This is a genomic window from Bradyrhizobium ganzhouense (assembly GCF_049949285.1).
Taxonomy (GTDB): Bacteria; Pseudomonadota; Alphaproteobacteria; order Rhizobiales; family Xanthobacteraceae; genus Bradyrhizobium; species Bradyrhizobium ganzhouense.
In genome coordinates this window covers 8196490-8212765 of the sequence record NZ_CP181318.1, presented here as the reverse complement: position 1 = coordinate 8212765, position 16276 = coordinate 8196490, and the positions used below count along the sequence as shown (strand labels likewise).

Here is a 16276-nt window from a genome sequence, read left to right as displayed (position 1 = left end):
TCGGCGGTCTCCCTCATGGAGTTAGGAAAGCCGTCGACTTGGGCCAATCCAGAGTGGGCCTCGGCTTTTCCGGAATGCACTACGGCGTTGCCCGACTGTCGCGCTGGCACGATCCGGCATTCTCGAAAGAAAGTCCGCGATCGACGTCGCAACTGTTTCTGCATCGGTACCCCGCAGAGGTTCTCGCGATGTCGGAACGCAAGGCAATTCATCCCTATCATCATCCGGCGGGTGGATGGGGTGCGCTCAAGGCCCTCGGTGAGCACCTGATCGAGCAGCGGATTCCGATCAAGGGGGCGACCACGCTCCGGTGCATGAACCAGCCCGAAGGGTTCGACTGTCCCGGGTGTGCCTGGCCAGATCCGAAACACACCTCGTCATTCGAGTTCTGCGAGAATGGTGCGAAGGCCGTGGCGTGGGAAGCGACCGCCAAGCGTTGCACGCCGGAGTTCTTCGCGGAACACTCGGTGGCCGACCTCGCCACCTGGGGTGACTATGATCTTGAGAGGGCCGGTCGTCTCACGCATCCGATGGCCTATGATGGCGCAACGGACCGCTACCTCCCGGTGAGCTGGAGCGAGGCGTTCTCGATCATCGGGCGCCATCTGAGAGCGCTTCCCGACCCGAACATGGCGGAGTTCTATACGTCCGGCCGCACCTCGAACGAAGCCGCCTTTCTCTATCAGCTCTTCGTGCGGGAATACGGCACCAACAATTTCCCCGATTGCTCCAACATGTGTCACGAGGCGACGAGCGTCGGATTGCCCAAGTCGATCGGCGTGGGCAAGGGGACGGTCCTGCTGGAGGATTTCGACAAGGCAGACTGCATCTTCATCTTTGGCCAGAACCCCGGTACCAACAGCCCGCGCATGATGACCAACTTGCGCGATGCCGCCCGCCGTGGTGCTTCGATCATCTCGTTCAATCCGTTCCGTGAGCGCGCGCTGGAGCGGTTTCAGGCGCCGCAGAGCCCGATCGAGATGGCGACGTTGAGCTCGACGCAGATCAGCTCGCGCCTCTACCAGGTGCGGGTCGGTGGTGACGTCGCCGTGATCAAGGGCATCATGAAGGTTCTGGTTGATCAAGATAGAGCGGCGCAGGCGAGAGGCGAGCAGGCCGTTCTGGACTGGGACTTCATTCGTGGCCATACGCAAGGCCTTGATGAACTGGTCAGTGACCTGAGGGCCACGCCCTGGACGGATATCGAGCGTTACTCGGGGCTCAGTCGCGAAGAGATCGAATATGCAGCGCAAGCCTACATGAAAGCCGAGCGCGCGATCATCGTCTATGGCATGGGCATCACCCAGCATCGGCGCGGCGCGCAGAATGTTCAGCAATTGGCCAATCTCGCCCTGCTTCGCGGCCATATCGGCCGTGAGGGCGCCGGCATCTGCCCGGTCCGCGGCCATTCGAACGTGCAGGGAGATCGTACAGTCGGCGTCACCGAGACGCCGTCCGAAGACTTTCTCGATCGGCTCGAATTTCGCTTCGGTTTCAAGCCACCTCGTGCCCACGGCCATAATGTCGTCACGGCGCTCGAAGCGATGATTCGCGGTGACGCCAAGGTGTTCATCGCGATGGGCGGCAACTTTGCCGCGGCAATTCCCGATTGGCAGCTTACGCAGGATGCCCTGAGGAGGCTCGATCTGACGGTCCACGTCTCGACCAAACTCAACCGCAGTCACCTGATCCATGGGCGCGACGCCCTGATCCTCCCCTGCCTTGGCCGCACGGAGATCGACATCCAGGCGACCGGGCCGCAGTCCATCACCGTGGAAGACTCCATGTCGATGGTTCATGCGTCGGCCGGCCGCAATCAGCCCGCGTCCGAGCATTTGTTGAGTGAGCCCGCGATTGTAGCCGGTATGGCCCGGGCGACTCTGGGGCAGTCCTCCGTCGTCGATTGGGACAGTTTCGTCGCAGATTACGATCGCATTCGCGAGGCCATCGAGATCGTACTGCCGATGTTCCAGGCCTACAACGCGCGAGTTCGCGTGCCCGGCGGCTTCCATCTTGTCTCGACGGCGCGCGAGCGCATCTGGGCGACGCCGAGCGGCAAGGCCAATTTCCTGGTCTTTGACGGCCTTGGCGAAGATCCGAATGACGATCATCCGGAGACGCTCTGGCTCAGCACGATTCGCAGCCATGACCAGTACAATACGACGCTCTATTCCCTGTCCGATCGTTACCGGGGCGTCTATGGCCAGCGCGACATCGTGTTCCTGAACCGGTTCGAGATGGACAAGCGCGGGCTCGCGGACGGCGATCGCGTCGATCTGGTGACCGTGTCGACGGACGGACTGGAGCGGCGGGTGCGCAACTTCCGCGTGGTCGGATACTCGTTCCCGAACGGTTGCTGCGCGGCCTACTACCCGGAGACCAATCCGCTGGTGCCGCTCTATGCGCACGATCCCATCAGCTTCACGCCGTCCTCCAAGGGCATCCCGGTCCGGATCGAGCGCACCGGCGTCGGCGTCACCGACGATACCTCGCATCAGGATTAGAGAGGGCAATGCAGTGTGAGCCACACAAGGCGTCGGTCCGGCAGATCGGGCGGTGCCGTCACACCGGCTCTGCGGCTGCCTGCTCGAACTCGGACCGTGGGGGCATGTGATCGCCGACGCGCCAGTTCCGGGGAGTGCATCCCGTGAACCGTTTGAAGACGGTCGTAAAGTGGGCTTGGGTCTGGAATCCGACCGCGAGCGCGATCTCCATGATCGGCATCGTGGTGTCCCTCATCAACTCCGCGGCCCGCCGAATCCGCCGCTGCAGCAGGAATTCGTGCGGGCACAGGCCCGTAGCCGCGCGGAATTGAGACGCGAAGTGCATGCGGCTAAGTCCTGCGACCGCAGCCAGATCGCGCGAGGTCATCTTCGACGACATGCTGGCGTCGATGTAGTCGACGACGCGTTTGAGCCGCCATTTCTGCAGCCCCTGGGCATGGCGGCCGCGAACAGGGGCCTGATCGGTCCCGGCCGATCGGACGGCAGGCCGTAGACCAAACCGCCTGACTGCGATCGCGAGCCGAAGCGCTTCCATGCATCGACGATCATTGTTGTGTGTCGCGACCTTCAGGGCCTCAAACAGCGACTGAACGACCTCATCTCTGGACTCTGTCTCTGGGGCCGATGGCGGGGTCGACAGGTGACCATTTGCCATGGAAGCTGAACTTCCAGCCTCGTTCCCGATTGGGGCGGGAGGCGCGAACAATTGCCGAAGGGGATCGTGGGTCTGGACGGACATCTTGAGTTGCTCCGGGATGAAGAATGCTGTCAGGTCTTCACGATGCGGTGAGATACCGTCAATTCGGCGCGTGCAGGCCGATCTCGACGCCGGTCGACGGCATCAAATTGGCGACCGACAGTGCGTGACGCGGCGAAAAGATTTCCTGCCGAATGTCGTCGTTGCGGCCGTACCTGATTTCCGCGCGCGCCATGTCGATCGCGCCCTGATAGTGAGGTGCCATCACATCAATGGGATCGCGATCGATGTCGCCGGTCGGCGCCGTCAGCATGGTGCGGCTCATGTTGTTCGTCGCAAGATCGCCGTCGAACAGAACGTGATGTTTGTCCGTATCCCTCGCCCTGCGGGCGTCAGGATTGTGCTTGGGACCCTGTGCGAGGGCGAATGATGTCGCCATGACCGACAGGCTGGTTGCCAACGAGATGGCGCGTCTGCGTACGAATCTGCGGGAAAACAGGGGCACGTCAAACTCCAGAGTGTGTTTGGTGTCACGCAGGCCGGTACGCGACGACTGTCTTGAAGATGACGATGGCGCTCCATGAGCTCAATTAAATACGGATTTAAGGTTCGCAGGCGAAGCACGTCGGCACCGCTTAAAACGGAATTCAGATTTCTTAAATCCAATTTAGTGGCCTCTCCCGCAGTGGCCTTCCTACAGTTGAGCTGCCGGACCCAAACGCAGGAGCAGCCAATGCAAGCTCAGACCGCCGTCGTCGCTGGAGTGTTAGCCCCGCAATCTGCTGGCATTCTCGCTTATTCCGCCGCCATCAAGCGGTTCGATCTGCTCGAGCGCGGCCGGGAGCAGCAGCTCGCGCGTCGTTGGCAGGAGCGGCGCGACAGGAGCGCGACGGACGAGCTGGTTACGAGCCATCTCCGCCTCGCCGCGAAGGTGGCACGAGGCTACAAGGGGTACGGTCTTCCGATCGCCGACCTAATTGCGGAAGCCAATCTCGGGCTGGTGATCGCTGCCTCACGCTTTGAACCGGGACACGGTGCGCGATTTTCGAGCTACGCCCTGTGGTGGATCAAGGCGACCGTCCACGAATACATCTTGCGCTCATGGTCACTGGTCAAGATCGGCACGACGGCCGCGCAAAAGAAACTGTTCTTCCGGTTGCGCGGCGAAATAAGGAAGCTCGCGGGGGAGACGGCGGCACTGACGCCCGAGATGGCGCAGGTCATTGCAGAAAAACTCGAAGTGACCGTTCGCGACGTGGTCGAAATGGATAGCCGGCTCTGTGGTGATCTCTCGCTGCATACCCGGGTCGGCGACGGCGATCGGTCGACGGAATGGGAAGCGACGCTGGTTGATGAGTCTCCGGACCCGGAGGAGATCGTCGCGGACCACGACGAAGTAACACTTCGGTCGAAGGCCCTGCGCGCCGCGCTGGAGGTCTTGACGGACCGCGAGCGACGGGTGTTCGAGGCGAGACGGCTTGCAGAGCAGCCGCTGACGCTCGAGCAGCTCAGCTGCGAGCTATCGATCTCGAGCGAGCGGGTGCGGCAGATCGAGGCAAGCGCGTTTGCCAAGGTCAGGCGCGCGACGATCCTGGCGGCCAGGGCGGGCAGCGAAGCAACGGCTGCGTGAGGCGCACGGACATCGGGTGCTGCACTCTGGTGCGCGCAATGCTCATCTCGAAGTGAACAGGAAACCGCAGCCGATCACGGCTGCGCGAAGCCTGACTAAAAGGTGAAGGCGCGCGATAGCTTCGTCATTTCATACGACGGCGCTCGTTCCCAATTTGGATGAGCGGACCGACCGGCGACTGCATATCTCGCCGCGTTTTCTCAACCGACAGCGGCGCAGGGATATAGAATGGGAATTGTTCGATTTGCGCTGAGGTTCCCGCACACCTTCTACGTGGTTGCGGCACTGATCCTGTTTTTGGGCGGTGCGGCGCTGTGGTCGATGCCGACAGACATCTTCCCGGAGATTCGCATCCCCGTGGTGACGGTCATCTGGCAGTACACTGGTCTGTCCACCCCGGAAATGGAGCAGCGTGTCAGCACCTACAGCCAGTATTCCATCAGTGCCAACGTCAATGGCATCAAGAACATGGAGTCTCAGACCCTCAATGGTCTGTCGGTGCAGAAGATCTATTTCCAGCCAGACGTCAATCTCGACCTGGCGATTGCGCAGATCGTTTCGGCCACCAACTCGATTCGTTCGTTGATGCCGCCGGGCATCCAGCCGCCGATTGTCGTGCAGTTCAATGCGTCGAGTGTTCCGGTGCTACAGCTCGCCCTGAATTCGGATAATCTCAACGAGCAGCAACTTTATGACTTTGGCATCTATCGCGTGCGGCAGCAGCTTGCACCCGTACCGGGCGTCACGCTGCCCACGCCGGCCGGCGGAAAGTACCGCCAGATCATGGTGGACATCGATCCTGGCAAGCTGCTGTCTCGAGGGTTGACGCCGCTCGACATTGTCAACGCGGTGAACACTCAAAATCTCACGCTTCCATCCGGCACCGCGAAGATGGGGGACATTCAATACACGGTGCGTACCAATGCGACGCCGGCGACCATCGGCGATCTCAACAAGATCCCGGTCAAGTTCTCGAACGGCGCGACCATCCTGCTGAAAGACGTGGCAGAGGTGCGTGATGGATCGATGGTGCAGCAGAACATCGTCCGCGAGGACGGCCGCCGCTCGGTTCTGCTCAGCATCATCAAGAATGGCAATGCCTCGACGCTCGCAGTCGTCAACGGCGTAAAGAGGGCGCTGTCGGCGGTTCGCGCGGCCGCTCCTCCCGGACTCAAGATCACGGAGCTGTTCGATCAGTCGGTTTTCGTGACGAACTCGGTGAACGGCGTGCTTCGGGAGGGGGCCATCGCGGCGGGATTGACCGCCATGATGATCCTGCTGTTCCTCGGCTCCTGGCGCTCGACCCTGGTGGTCATGATATCGATTCCGCTGGCGATCCTGTCGTCGCTGGTCGTGCTCTATTTCCTTGGCGAAACGCTGAATACGATGACGCTGGGCGGCCTCGCCCTTGCGGTCGGCATTCTGGTCGACGATTCGACCGTCACGATCGAGAATACTCATCGGCTGTGGACGGAGGAGGGCATGCCGCTTGCGGACGCCACCTTGCATGGAGCGGCCGAGATAGCGGTGCCCACGTTGGTGTCCACACTTGCCATCAGCTGCGTGTTCACGTCGGTTGTGTTCCTCGAGGGTCCAGCCAAATACCTGTTTACCCCGCTGGGGCTCGCCGTCGTGTTTGCGATGCTTGCGTCCTACGGATTGTCCCGGACGCTGACGCCGATCACGATCGGGCTCCTGCTGAAGGGTGAGCGGCGGCACGTCCATGGCGAGGTCCCGGCCGGCCTGTTCGCGCAGTTGTCTGCTGCCTTCGAGCGCGGCTTCGAACGGCTGCGTGAGGGCTATTCACGGGTCCTGGGATTGCTGCTGCGACGCCGCGCTGTCGTGCCCATTGTTGCGATCCTGATGCTCGGCCTTGGAGCGGTGATGCTGAGCCTCGTGGGCAGGGATTTCTTTCCGTTGATCGACGGAGGCCAGATCCAGCTCCATGTCCGCGCGCCGGCAGGAACGCGTATCGAGAGTACCGAAGCCATATTCCAGAAGATCGAGGATAAGATCCGCGAAGTCATTCCCGAGAAGGAGCGCACGCTCATTGTCGACAACATCGGGCTGCCCGCGCGGGCCTATAACCTGGCCTTTGCCGACGGCTCGACCATCGGCATCAACGACGGCGTGATCCTGGTTTCGCTCCGGGACGGCCATAGGCCGACCGCGGATTACATCAAGAAGTTGCGTCAGGTTCTGCCGGCGGCGTTTCCCGACGACACCTTCTACTTCCAGGCCGCGGACATCGTCACGCAGATCCTGAACTTCGGACTGCCGGCGCAAATCGACGTTCGGACTGTCGGTTATGGAGCCAACAATCTGGCAGTCGCCAAGGAACTACAGAAGCGACTGGTCGCTGTTCCGGGTATCGTCGATGCGCATCTCCAGCAGGAGATCGACGGTCCGGCATTCTATGCGGATATCGACAGGACCCGGGCCGCCCAGCTCGGCCTGAATGCGAGCACGGTCGCGACCAACATCAATGTCAGCCTCAGCTCGTCAGTGCAGGTCTCCCCGAATTTTTGGACGGATCTGAGCTCCGGCATTCCATACTATCTCGCCGTGCAGACGCCGGAATACAAGATCGATTCGCTCAATGCACTGGCCAATACGCCCGTGTCCACATCGCTCGCCGCGAGCGGCCAGACGGTTCCGGGCATGCTCAGCAACATCGCGACCTTCAAGCGTGACACGGTGCCGACCAATGCCAATCAGAGCAACGTCCAGCCGGTTTACGAGGTCTATGCCAGCGTGCAGGGCCGCGATCTCGGCGGCGTCGCAGCCGACATCGGCAAAGTCACCGCCGGGCTACAGAAGGAATTGAAGCCTGGCAATTCCATCCAGGTCCTCGGCCAGATCCAGAGCATGAACGACTCGTTCCGCGATCTCGGCCTCGGCCTCGTGTTCGCGGCAGTGTTCGTCTATCTGCTGATGGTCGTGAACTATCAGAGCTTTGGCGACCCCCTGGTCGTCATCCTGGCGTTGCCCGCGACGCTCTGCGGCATCGTGACCATGCTGTTCATCACCGGGACCACGCTGAACGTCCCGTCGTTGATGGGCGCAATCATGTCCGTCGGCGTAGCATCCGCGAACTCCATCCTGCTCGTGACCTTTGCGCGCGAGCAGCAGCTGAAGGGACATTCCGCCTTTGAGGCGGCATTGAGCGCCGGTCGTACCCGCATCCGGCCGGTGCTGATGACGGCCGCCGCGATGATCGTCGGCATGATCCCGATGGCGATTGGCGGCGCCGGCGAGGAGCAGAACGCGGCCCTCGCGCGTGCCGTGATCGGCGGACTGCTGTTTGCGACGCCGACGACCCTCCTCATCGTCCCCTACCTGTTTGCCATGCTGCGCAAGGGCAATGACGGAAAGCCGCAGCATGGCGTCTTCGAGGAATTTCAGGCATGACAGAGATCGACGTGCGGCCGGACCAGGCGCTCCATGACCTCGACCATCCGGGCGATGCGAGTGGGCCTCTCCTGAGGGGCGAGGCCCAACCCAGCCGGCGTTCGGGAGCAGCCGTGTTTGGCTCAGCTGCGCTGCTGCTGCTTGTCGGCGGGCTCGCTGTCGGCGGTTGGCGTCACTATCAGGCGGAGCGCGATCTGGCCGCGACTGCCGTACAGGCGCGAACGTTCGTGCCGGACGTCCGCGTTGCGACTGTCCGCGCCAGCGACAGCAAGATCGACGTCACGTTGCCTGCGACAACAACAGCCTTCGAGGCTGCGAACATCTTTGCCCGGACCAGCGGCTACGTTGAGAAACGCTACGTCGATATCGGTGACCGGGTGAAAGTCGGGGCGCTGCTGGCAGAGATCGTCGCGCCCGAGCTCGACCATCAGGTCGCACAGGCCCAGGCCACATTGGCCCAGACTCAGGGAACCCTGCAGCAGACACAGGCGAGCCGCGAGCTCGCCGAGGTCACCAATGCGCGCGACAGCAATCTCGTCAAGCAGGGATGGCTGACCGCCCAGCAGGGCGACAATGACCGTCTGACACTGCGCGCGCAGCAGGCGGCGGAGGCAGTGGCGAAGTCGAACATCGCGGCCCAGCAAGCTCAGATCAAGGTCCTGGAACAGGACAAGGCCTATCAGCGTGTGGTGGCTCCATTCGACGGCGTAATCACCCAGCGCAACATCGACAACGGCAGCCTCGTGTCGGCGGGCTCGACATTCATGTTCACGCTGATGCATGCGGATGTCATCCGCACGCAGGTGTTCGTGCCTCAGGACGAGGCGTTCGGTGTTCAGCCGGGTGTCGATGCGGTCATCCGGGTGCCGGAGCTTCCCGGGCGCGCGTTTGCGGGAAAGGTCACGCGGATCGCCACCGCGCTGCAACCCGGCAGTCGCACGCTGCTGACCGAGATCGACGTGCCCAATCCGGATGGTGCGCTTCAGCCGGGCATCTATTGCACTGTGGAGCTGTTCATTCCACGCAGGACACCGTCGATGATGATACCGGCTGACGCCGTCGTTTTCGACGAGAATGGCCTGCATGTCGCCGTCGTGGATAACGGCGTGGTTCATATGCGCAAGATCTCGATCGCGCGGGATTTTGGCACGGAGGTCGAGGTGCACGCTGGCGTCAAGCCGGGCGATCAGGTGATCCTCAACCCGATGCTGAATCTGGCGGAGGGAAGCAAGGTCTCCGTGCGCGGGCCGCAGACGAGCTGATTGCTGCGGTCGGCCCTGGCCGCTGCGAGCGCGAGGAGAGGCGACTCAGCGGCGCGGATTGATGAATGGCCGTCTCCGGTTTGACCTCGCGAGCACGCGGCTGCGGATCAGATCATTCCGTAGACGGTTCACCCCGGATTGACGGACTGTGAGCAAGTCTTGCATTCGGATCTCCCGCATCAATCCGTACCTCACTCACAGAGCAAATGCTCTTTGAGTTTGAATGGAGAAGGTTGATGACAATGTTGAAGGTCTTGTCGGCGGGACTGATCGCCACCACGATGTTGACGACAGTAGCAAGTGGACGTGAGAACCCGATGAATGGACGGCACGCCGTAGAGCACGCCTATCCTGGGAGCAGCTTTCCCTTCGCTGATGGAAGCGACGGCCATCCCTGGATGTCCGGACCTGCCGTCGGCGCCTATTCCGCGGCGCCGTCGGTGCAGCCGGCCGGCGTCTGTGACCATGGCGACGATCCGGAGATATGCTGAGCCGCTTGTCGCACGATGCGCGATCGACCTGCGTGGCCTTCAGAACCGCGTCGGCGAACCTGAAGGCCCGTCCCGGTTGGCGGACGTGTCGATAATCAGCAGGAGACGGCTGGACGAGTTGTCCCAAAACGTTTGTTCGAGCGAAAACGGTCTCAGCAGCCCGCAGGCGGCGATGCGACCTGCATGGCGGCACTACCGCTCGTGATGGCGGAATTCGTCGAGACCGGGCTGGCGAGGTCCATCGAAATGCTTTCGCTGCATGCAGCCGTGTTCGGAGTCGGCATCACGCTCGGCGCGGGGCTAATGCTGGTCTCGGCCGTATCGGCGTCAGCGGTCGGCGACTGAATGGTTCCGGGTGGAGGACCCTGTGGGACATCGGGCGTGGAGACCGGCAAGGTCGCAGCATTGGTCAGCGTGCTCCCAGGTGCCGACGTGCACGAGCTTCCCGTTGTCGAGCTGCCGAGCACCGGCGCCGGTGCGATGGTGCCTGTCGTGCTCCCGGTGACCGTGCTCACGATGGTCACGGGCATGGCCGCCGGCAAGGTTGGCGACAGGCTTGTGCTCGTCGACATCGCGGTCGGCCCTGACATGCCGGGAATGGCGCCCAAGGCGCTCGTCGCCGAAGTTGGACTCGCAGAAACACTGGTGTTTGAGGAGGTGACGCTCTCCACGGATGGCGAAAGCTCCACCTCAGTCGGTGCGCAATTCACGCTCGTTCCTGGAAGTGTCGGGTCTTGCGCCAGCGGAGGTGAAGCCAGAGTGGTCGCCGGCGCACCGGCAACGGTCGTGGCCGAGAAAAGGCTCGTAAACGGGCTCGGTCCGGCCAGCGGAGACGAGACAACTGCGCCCGGTGTTGTCGGTATCGCCATGGCGGTCGTGCCCATGGTCGAGACTTGCGCCAGACAGGCGCCACTGCTCAGCAGGAGCGCCGCCGCCGCACAGACGTATCTACGCATGCAAATCCCCGACGTTCGATTGTCGAGGTGGAACGTAAGCAGTGGGGCCAGCACGTCCAATTCACTTTCGAGAGTGGAGCTTGATCGCCCCACGCGGCCACGCTCTTGGTTGCCGTGATGGTCAATTCGTTGTCACGATTGCTCTCGCGATCGTGCTCGGCCGGCGCGCGCCCGGCACCTAGATTCTGGTCAAGATCACCTCAAAGCTTGGAGCATGAATCATGAGGCCGTTATCCCTGCTTTGCTTCGCAATTTGCTTCGTCCTCTCCGCCACCGCGGCATTTGCCCGTGGCGGCATGGGATCGATGGGCTCGCACATGTCGATGGGTGGCGCGCTCGGTACGAGTGCTGCCGCGCCGGGAACGAACTCCCTGGGCACTGCGCTGCCATCATCCGGCACAGGCGGTCACGCAATGAAAGGTCCGCTGCTCGGCACGAACTCCGCCATCGACAAGGAGGATGCGCGGGTTGAAAAGATGTTGGAAGGGTCGATCTGTCGCGGATGTTGAACTCGCGCACGTCGCGGCGGCTTCGTGTGCGACAGATTCTGCGGCAATGCGTGATCCGGCTCGCCCAGCGGCACGTCTGCACGCGTACAGCCATTAATCGGCAAATCCGGGTGCAGCGTTGCGTCCTCGCATCGCCGTTCCCGGTTGGACGGATGAAGACACCGAGCGCTGGCTCGACAACCCCAGCTCGGCCTGGTCGCAGGCCTGACGTCAGTCCGTGCCCTTCGTCTTGGCGAGATAGTCGACGATTGCGGGTACGTCGCTTTCGTCGATAGGTGCTTTGTAGACCTTGATCATCTTGCCGACTTCGGACTCCCAGACGGACTTGGCGAGAGCAGGCTGGTTCAGCACCATGTCCGCGGAGTGACAGGCCAGACAGTTGTTGTTGATGGCGTCCGCGCCGGACCCACCGGGGAAGAGAGCATCGCCCGCTGGAAGCTCCACGGTCGTCGATGTGATCGCCGGAGCGGGCTGGACCCGGGCGGGGGTGGGCGTCAGCAGGGTGGCGAACGAGGCGCCCATAGCAATGATGGCGTGTCGCATGAAATGGCTCCTAGATGGCCGTGATGTGAGCCGTCTCGACGGCGTTGAGCATGAACCCGCTATTGTTCCAGTTGGGCATTGCGGGCTGAACATCGCCGCTCAGATTCGTGCAGCGGACCATGAGTGAATGATGGCCCTTCATCAGCTGGGGGATGTTCACCTGCCAACGGCGAAAGCTGTATTTGCCAAAGTCATCACCCAGTGTCGCGAGTTGCCAGGTCCGGCCGTCATCCATCGAAAGCTCGACCCTGGCGACGCCGGTGTCGCCTCCGAAGGCAATCCCGCCGATCGTCGCGCCGGCGCCTGCCGGAAGTGACGCACCTTCCGCAATATTGGTGAAGAAGGACCGCGGCACCATCCGGCTGATCGGAACCATCTTGACCCCGGCCTGGCCCGGCGCGATGTTGGCGTGCGGCGTATCCGGAATCGTGTACGCCGTCGCCATCCAGTAATTGTCGTCCGCGCGATCAAGAACCTCGATATCGCTGAGCATCTTGACCCAATAGGTCGAATACCATCCCGGCACGATCAGGCGCAGCGGAAAGCCGTTCAGAAGCGGCAGCTGCTCGCCGTTCATCGCGAAGGCGATCATGACTTCGCCGTCGCGAGCATGATCAATGTCGATCGACTTTTGGAAATCGGGTGCTTCGGGTACCACGGGCTCGTCGAGTCCGTTGAAGCGGACATGCATCGCGCCTGATTTGACGCCCGCGCGGTCGAGCACATCCTTGAGCAGGACTCCCGTCCATCGCGCATTGCCCATCGCGCCATGCGCCCACTGTGCGCCGGGGACACGAGGCGAAAAGAAGCCTCGGGAATTGCCCGAGCACTGATTGACGGCGGCAAGCTCCACGCGCGGCATCTTGAGCAGATCGCCGATGGACAACGACAACACTTGATTGACGTGGCCGCGCACGGCGAGCCTGAAGGCGTCCGCATCCACCGACGTCGGGATCACAGCCCAGTGCCAGCGCACATAGAACTGGTCGTTCGGCGTGAAAACGCCGCGATCGAACACCTCCATTGGAGTTTCCAACAGCGGCGGTCTGGTGCGCTGCAGGATCATGGGTCCCTTCTGCGGGAAGTCATGCGTCACTGGCCGCTGTCGCGGATCGCCGGCAATCGGCAGCTCCACCGATTGATCGGCCCAGGCCGATGAGGTCGCGAGCGCCATGCCCGCGACTCCGATCGTGCGGAGCAGGGTGCGGCGAGTTAGAGCTTGAGAGCGTGCATGGTTGCGATGTTGCTGCATCGAGAGCTCCTGTCGAGATGACGCGTGCGCTGTTAGGCAGGTTGGCTCATCCGAGGATCATATCCGCGAAGGGATCTGCGACCTGCTGCGGCGGCGCCTGATGATGCCCGTTGGCGAGGCGGAACCGCTCTTGCGGGTGAATGGTACTCCTTTTGCCCGATAAATGCATCGGGCTGTCGGCATGCGCGAGCGGCGCGCCGAGTACCGAAGCGGTGGCGGCCAGGAAGAGAATCGCGAGGCAAGTGCGGTACGAAGAGGTCATTGTGAATCTCCATCTCGATGTTATGGCAAGCTAAGTGTTCGATGTGCTTGCCGCTTCTCAAAACAGTAGGCTGCGGTGCGGCGGCAATCCAACGAGATGATCAGATCGTTCTGATCGCCGGCCTCGATTGAATGCGCAAGGATGCAGGCGCGCGCCGACAACGCCCCCGGCATCGCTGGCGAGACATCAGTTCAAGCGTTGCGATAGAGTCGTGCGCGCGGGCGCCGTTCTTCCTACGCGGCGGCGTGCGCAGCGATGCTGGACATCAGCGCGGCCTCGGCCTTGCTCACATGCCGCTCCTTGTGACGCAAGGCGTAGAACGAACGCTTCGCCATTTCGCCTTCCAGCTGGAACAGTCGCTTTGCCGCGATCGCCGTTTCGACCACCAGATCGGAGATGGCCGCGGCGCAGCGGCCGGTCTCGACCGCAGTTCGAATTGCCTCGTTCGAGGCGAGCTCGAGCTGCACCGTGAGATCGGAAAGGCGCACTCCGCGCTTCTTCAGGGCCCGTTCGAACATGGCACGCGTTCCGGACCCCGGCTCGCGAAGGATCCAGGGCGTCGTGGCAATCCAGTCTGGAGGCAGCTTTCTCTGGTTCGCCAGAGGGTGTTGTGGGCCCACGACGGCGACCAGCGCATCGCCGTCGACGCGTCGGGTCGACAATGCGGCGTCGTCGATATCGCCTTCGATGAAGCCAAGATCCGCCATGCCCTCGCGAACGTCGGTCGCGACGTGTTCGGTGTTGGCGATCTTCACGTCAAGTTCGATGCCGGGATAGCGCGCCTGGAAAGCCAGCAGCCTCGCGGGCAGCCAATAGCTGCCGACCGTCTGGCTGGCGGCGATCACTAGCCTTCCGGCCTTGAGCCCGGCGAAATCCTGCAGAACCTGCTCGGCCGCATGGGCGCGCGCGAGCACGGCACGGGCTTCTCCGAGAAACGAGCGGCCCATATGCGTGAGAACGATGCCGCGACCCACCCGATCGAACAGCTTGACGCCATAACGGCCTTCAAGCGCGGCGATCGCCGCGCTTGTGGCCGATTGGGTCAGATTCAGTTCGCGGGCGGCCTGCGTCACGTGCTGCTTGTCGGCGACCGCGGCGAAGATTCGGAGCTGTTCGAGCGTCATGGTCACCCCATGAATTTAATGAGAGCCAGGCTGAAGGTTGCAATGAACAGGAAAGCAAGTGCGCCCAATATAGCTGGACGCACGCCTCGCGCGTAGAGTTTCGAGATGTCAGTCTCGAGGCCCATGGCGGCGAGTGCCATCGTGAGCAGGAAGGTGGACAGGGTGATCGTCGCGTCCCGTACCCCTGCCGGAATCGTCACGACACTGTTGAGGGCGGTCACCGCAACAAAGCCGATTGCGAACCAGGGCAGGGGTGGCGTTGCCGGCCGGCCGGGAGCGCCTCGGGCCGCAAGCCGGGGCCCGACGCTCAGGGCCAGCACCACGGGCGCAAGCAACATGACTCGGGCAAGCTTGGCGACCGTTGCGACTTCGCCGGCGCGCTGGCTGTTCTGAAAGGAAGCGGCGGCCACCTGCGCAATCTCATGGATGGAAGCCCCACTCCAGAGGCCGTAAGCCCCGTCGTCGAGATGCAGAAGATGCGGCAACACAGGATAGACGAACATCGCGATCGAACCGAAGATCGTGACGCAGGCAATCGCATAGGCGACGTCCTCGTCGGACGCCCCGGTGACGCTGTTGGTCGCGACAACTGCCGAAGCACCGCAGATCGAGGTGCCTGCGGCAATCAGTTCGGTGAGCTTTCGGTCGACGCCCAACGCTCGGCCGGTTGCGAGGGTAAAGCCGAAGGTTGCAACGAGCGTGCCGACGACGATGAAGAGGCCCTTTTCACCCACGGCTGCGAGCTGGGTCAGCGTGATCTGAAAGCCGAGCAGAACGATCGCGACCCGAAGCAGACGGCGCATGCTGAAAGCGATCCCTGGCGCGGCGAAAGACGGCGTGCCGACCAGATTGCGCATGGAGATCCCGATCGTGATGGCGAGGATCATGGGGCTGAACGTGGCAATCCCTGGAACGCCGTGAAGCAATTTGGCGATGACTGCGACTGCTCCGGCCAGCGCGACTCCTGGGATGCTCGCGCGGGCGGATTCCACACGCGCGACGACGGCCTCGCGTGTGATGAGTTTGATTGGAGAATTGCGGAAGTCGATGGCAGAGGTCATTGGCGTCACTCCGGTGCTGCGCCAAATGTGACCTGCGATGATGAATTGATCCAACAGATTGATTTGCATATTATGATCGACGATATCGATCATTCGTCAGCAACAGGGTTTCAGGCCGAAGCCGAGCGATGCCAGGCGCCTGCGTGGCTTCATTCGGCGGCGGCCGCTTCCCCAATCGCAACAGTTCACGCGAACTCAACAAGAATTTAGAAAATCAAGTCGTGCAGAGCGCGTGTCGTCTCCTACCTTCTGTGAGAAAGGACACGCCATGATGACCGCAAGATTGTTGATTGCCACGTTCGTGACCGCAGCGCTCGCGAGCGCACCGTTTGCCGCGGAAGCGAAAGAATATAACGACATTCGGCACTACGTCTCGAATATGCAGCCCGACTCGACGCCGGGACTATCGACAACGCAGCCCGGCACCTACGGGACAACCGGAACATCCGTCGGAACTGTCACCGCTCCGTCGGTGGGCTCGTATTCCTGGCCTTCGGTTGGCGTAACAAACGCTGTGCCGACCTGGAGAAACACCAATCCTCGGTAAAGGGGATTGCCAAGCCGCGAGGTCGTT

General features: G+C 62.2%; 16 protein-coding genes. 9 read left to right on the top strand and 7 right to left on the bottom strand.

The genetic code is table 11. From position 1 onward, the window contains the following. Positions 1-188: 188 nt before the first annotated feature. Complete coding sequence (locus tag ACLFLU_RS38185; protein WP_426409781.1) at positions 189-2504, top strand: FdhF/YdeP family oxidoreductase; 2316 nt, start codon at positions 189-191, stop codon at positions 2502-2504. A gap of 58 nt (positions 2505-2562) precedes the next feature. Here the strand turns inward: ACLFLU_RS38185 and ACLFLU_RS38180 are convergent, their stop codons facing one another. Together ACLFLU_RS38180 and ACLFLU_RS38175 are read right to left on the bottom strand one after the other, a co-directional pair. Next, positions 2563-3243: a helix-turn-helix domain-containing protein gene (locus ACLFLU_RS38180; RefSeq protein ID WP_426409780.1), complete on the bottom strand. Its 681-nt coding sequence runs from the start codon at positions 3241-3243 to the stop codon at positions 2563-2565. Between the two features lie 58 nt (positions 3244-3301). Then, positions 3302-3706, bottom strand: a complete 405-nt coding sequence (locus ACLFLU_RS38175; protein WP_426409779.1) for a DUF305 domain-containing protein — start codon at positions 3704-3706, stop codon at positions 3302-3304. Positions 3707-3934: 228 nt separating this feature from the next. On the opposite strand from ACLFLU_RS38175, the gene rpoH reads away from it, so the two are divergent. From rpoH to ACLFLU_RS38140, 7 genes are all read left to right on the top strand, one after another. Next, positions 3935-4831, top strand: a complete 897-nt coding sequence (gene rpoH / locus ACLFLU_RS38170) for an RNA polymerase sigma factor RpoH (RefSeq protein WP_426409778.1) — start codon at positions 3935-3937, stop codon at positions 4829-4831. Between the two features lie 228 nt (positions 4832-5059). Then, a complete protein-coding gene (locus ACLFLU_RS38165) occupies positions 5060-8242 on the top strand; it encodes an efflux RND transporter permease subunit (protein WP_426409777.1) in 3183 nt (1060 codons plus the stop codon). Continuing rightward, positions 8239-9504, top strand: a complete 1266-nt coding sequence (locus tag ACLFLU_RS38160) for an efflux RND transporter periplasmic adaptor subunit (RefSeq protein WP_426409776.1) — start codon at positions 8239-8241, stop codon at positions 9502-9504. Before ACLFLU_RS38165 ends, ACLFLU_RS38160 begins: the two co-directional genes overlap by 4 nt. A 236-nt stretch (positions 9505-9740) precedes the next feature. Continuing rightward, the gene (locus tag ACLFLU_RS38155; protein WP_426409775.1) at positions 9741-9995 is read left to right on the top strand and encodes a hypothetical protein; all 255 of its coding nucleotides are present in this window, start codon (positions 9741-9743) and stop codon (positions 9993-9995) included. Between the two features lie 183 nt (positions 9996-10178). Further along, positions 10179-10340, top strand: coding sequence for a hypothetical protein (locus tag ACLFLU_RS38150; protein WP_426409774.1), 162 nt, complete (start codon positions 10179-10181; stop codon positions 10338-10340). Between the two features lie 36 nt (positions 10341-10376). Next, positions 10377-11069 carry a hypothetical protein gene (locus ACLFLU_RS38145; RefSeq protein ID WP_426409773.1) on the top strand — a complete coding sequence of 231 codons (693 nt, stop codon included), beginning with the start codon at positions 10377-10379 and terminating at the stop codon, positions 11067-11069. Positions 11070-11172: 103 nt separating this feature from the next. After that, complete coding sequence (locus tag ACLFLU_RS38140) at positions 11173-11460, top strand: hypothetical protein (protein WP_426409772.1); 288 nt, start codon at positions 11173-11175, stop codon at positions 11458-11460. Between the two features lie 210 nt (positions 11461-11670). Here ACLFLU_RS38140 and ACLFLU_RS38135 read toward each other — a convergent pair whose 3' ends face one another. The 5 genes from ACLFLU_RS38135 to ACLFLU_RS38115 all read right to left on the bottom strand — a co-directional run bounded on the left by ACLFLU_RS38135 (position 11671) and on the right by ACLFLU_RS38115 (position 15795). Further along, positions 11671-12003 carry a cytochrome c gene (locus tag ACLFLU_RS38135; protein WP_426409771.1) on the bottom strand — a complete coding sequence of 111 codons (333 nt, stop codon included), beginning with the start codon at positions 12001-12003 and terminating at the stop codon, positions 11671-11673. Between the two features lie 10 nt (positions 12004-12013). Continuing rightward, positions 12014-13177, bottom strand: coding sequence for a molybdopterin-dependent oxidoreductase (locus ACLFLU_RS38130; protein ID WP_426409770.1), 1164 nt, complete (start codon positions 13175-13177; stop codon positions 12014-12016). Between the two features lie 124 nt (positions 13178-13301). Next, complete coding sequence (locus ACLFLU_RS38125) at positions 13302-13517, bottom strand: hypothetical protein (protein ID WP_426409769.1); 216 nt, start codon at positions 13515-13517, stop codon at positions 13302-13304. Positions 13518-13750: 233 nt separating this feature from the next. Beyond that, positions 13751-14641, bottom strand: a complete 891-nt coding sequence (locus ACLFLU_RS38120) for a LysR family transcriptional regulator (protein ID WP_426409768.1) — start codon at positions 14639-14641, stop codon at positions 13751-13753. A 2-nt stretch (positions 14642-14643) separates the two neighbouring features. Continuing rightward, a complete protein-coding gene (locus ACLFLU_RS38115; protein WP_426409767.1) occupies positions 14644-15795 on the bottom strand; it encodes a YeiH family protein in 1152 nt (383 codons plus the stop codon). Positions 15796-15973: 178 nt separating this feature from the next. Between ACLFLU_RS38115 and ACLFLU_RS38110 the strand changes: the two genes are divergently transcribed. After that, positions 15974-16249 (top strand): hypothetical protein, encoded by a 276-nt coding sequence (locus ACLFLU_RS38110; RefSeq protein WP_426414160.1) that lies wholly within the window; start codon positions 15974-15976, stop codon positions 16247-16249. The last annotated feature ends 27 nt before the right edge of the window (positions 16250-16276 follow it).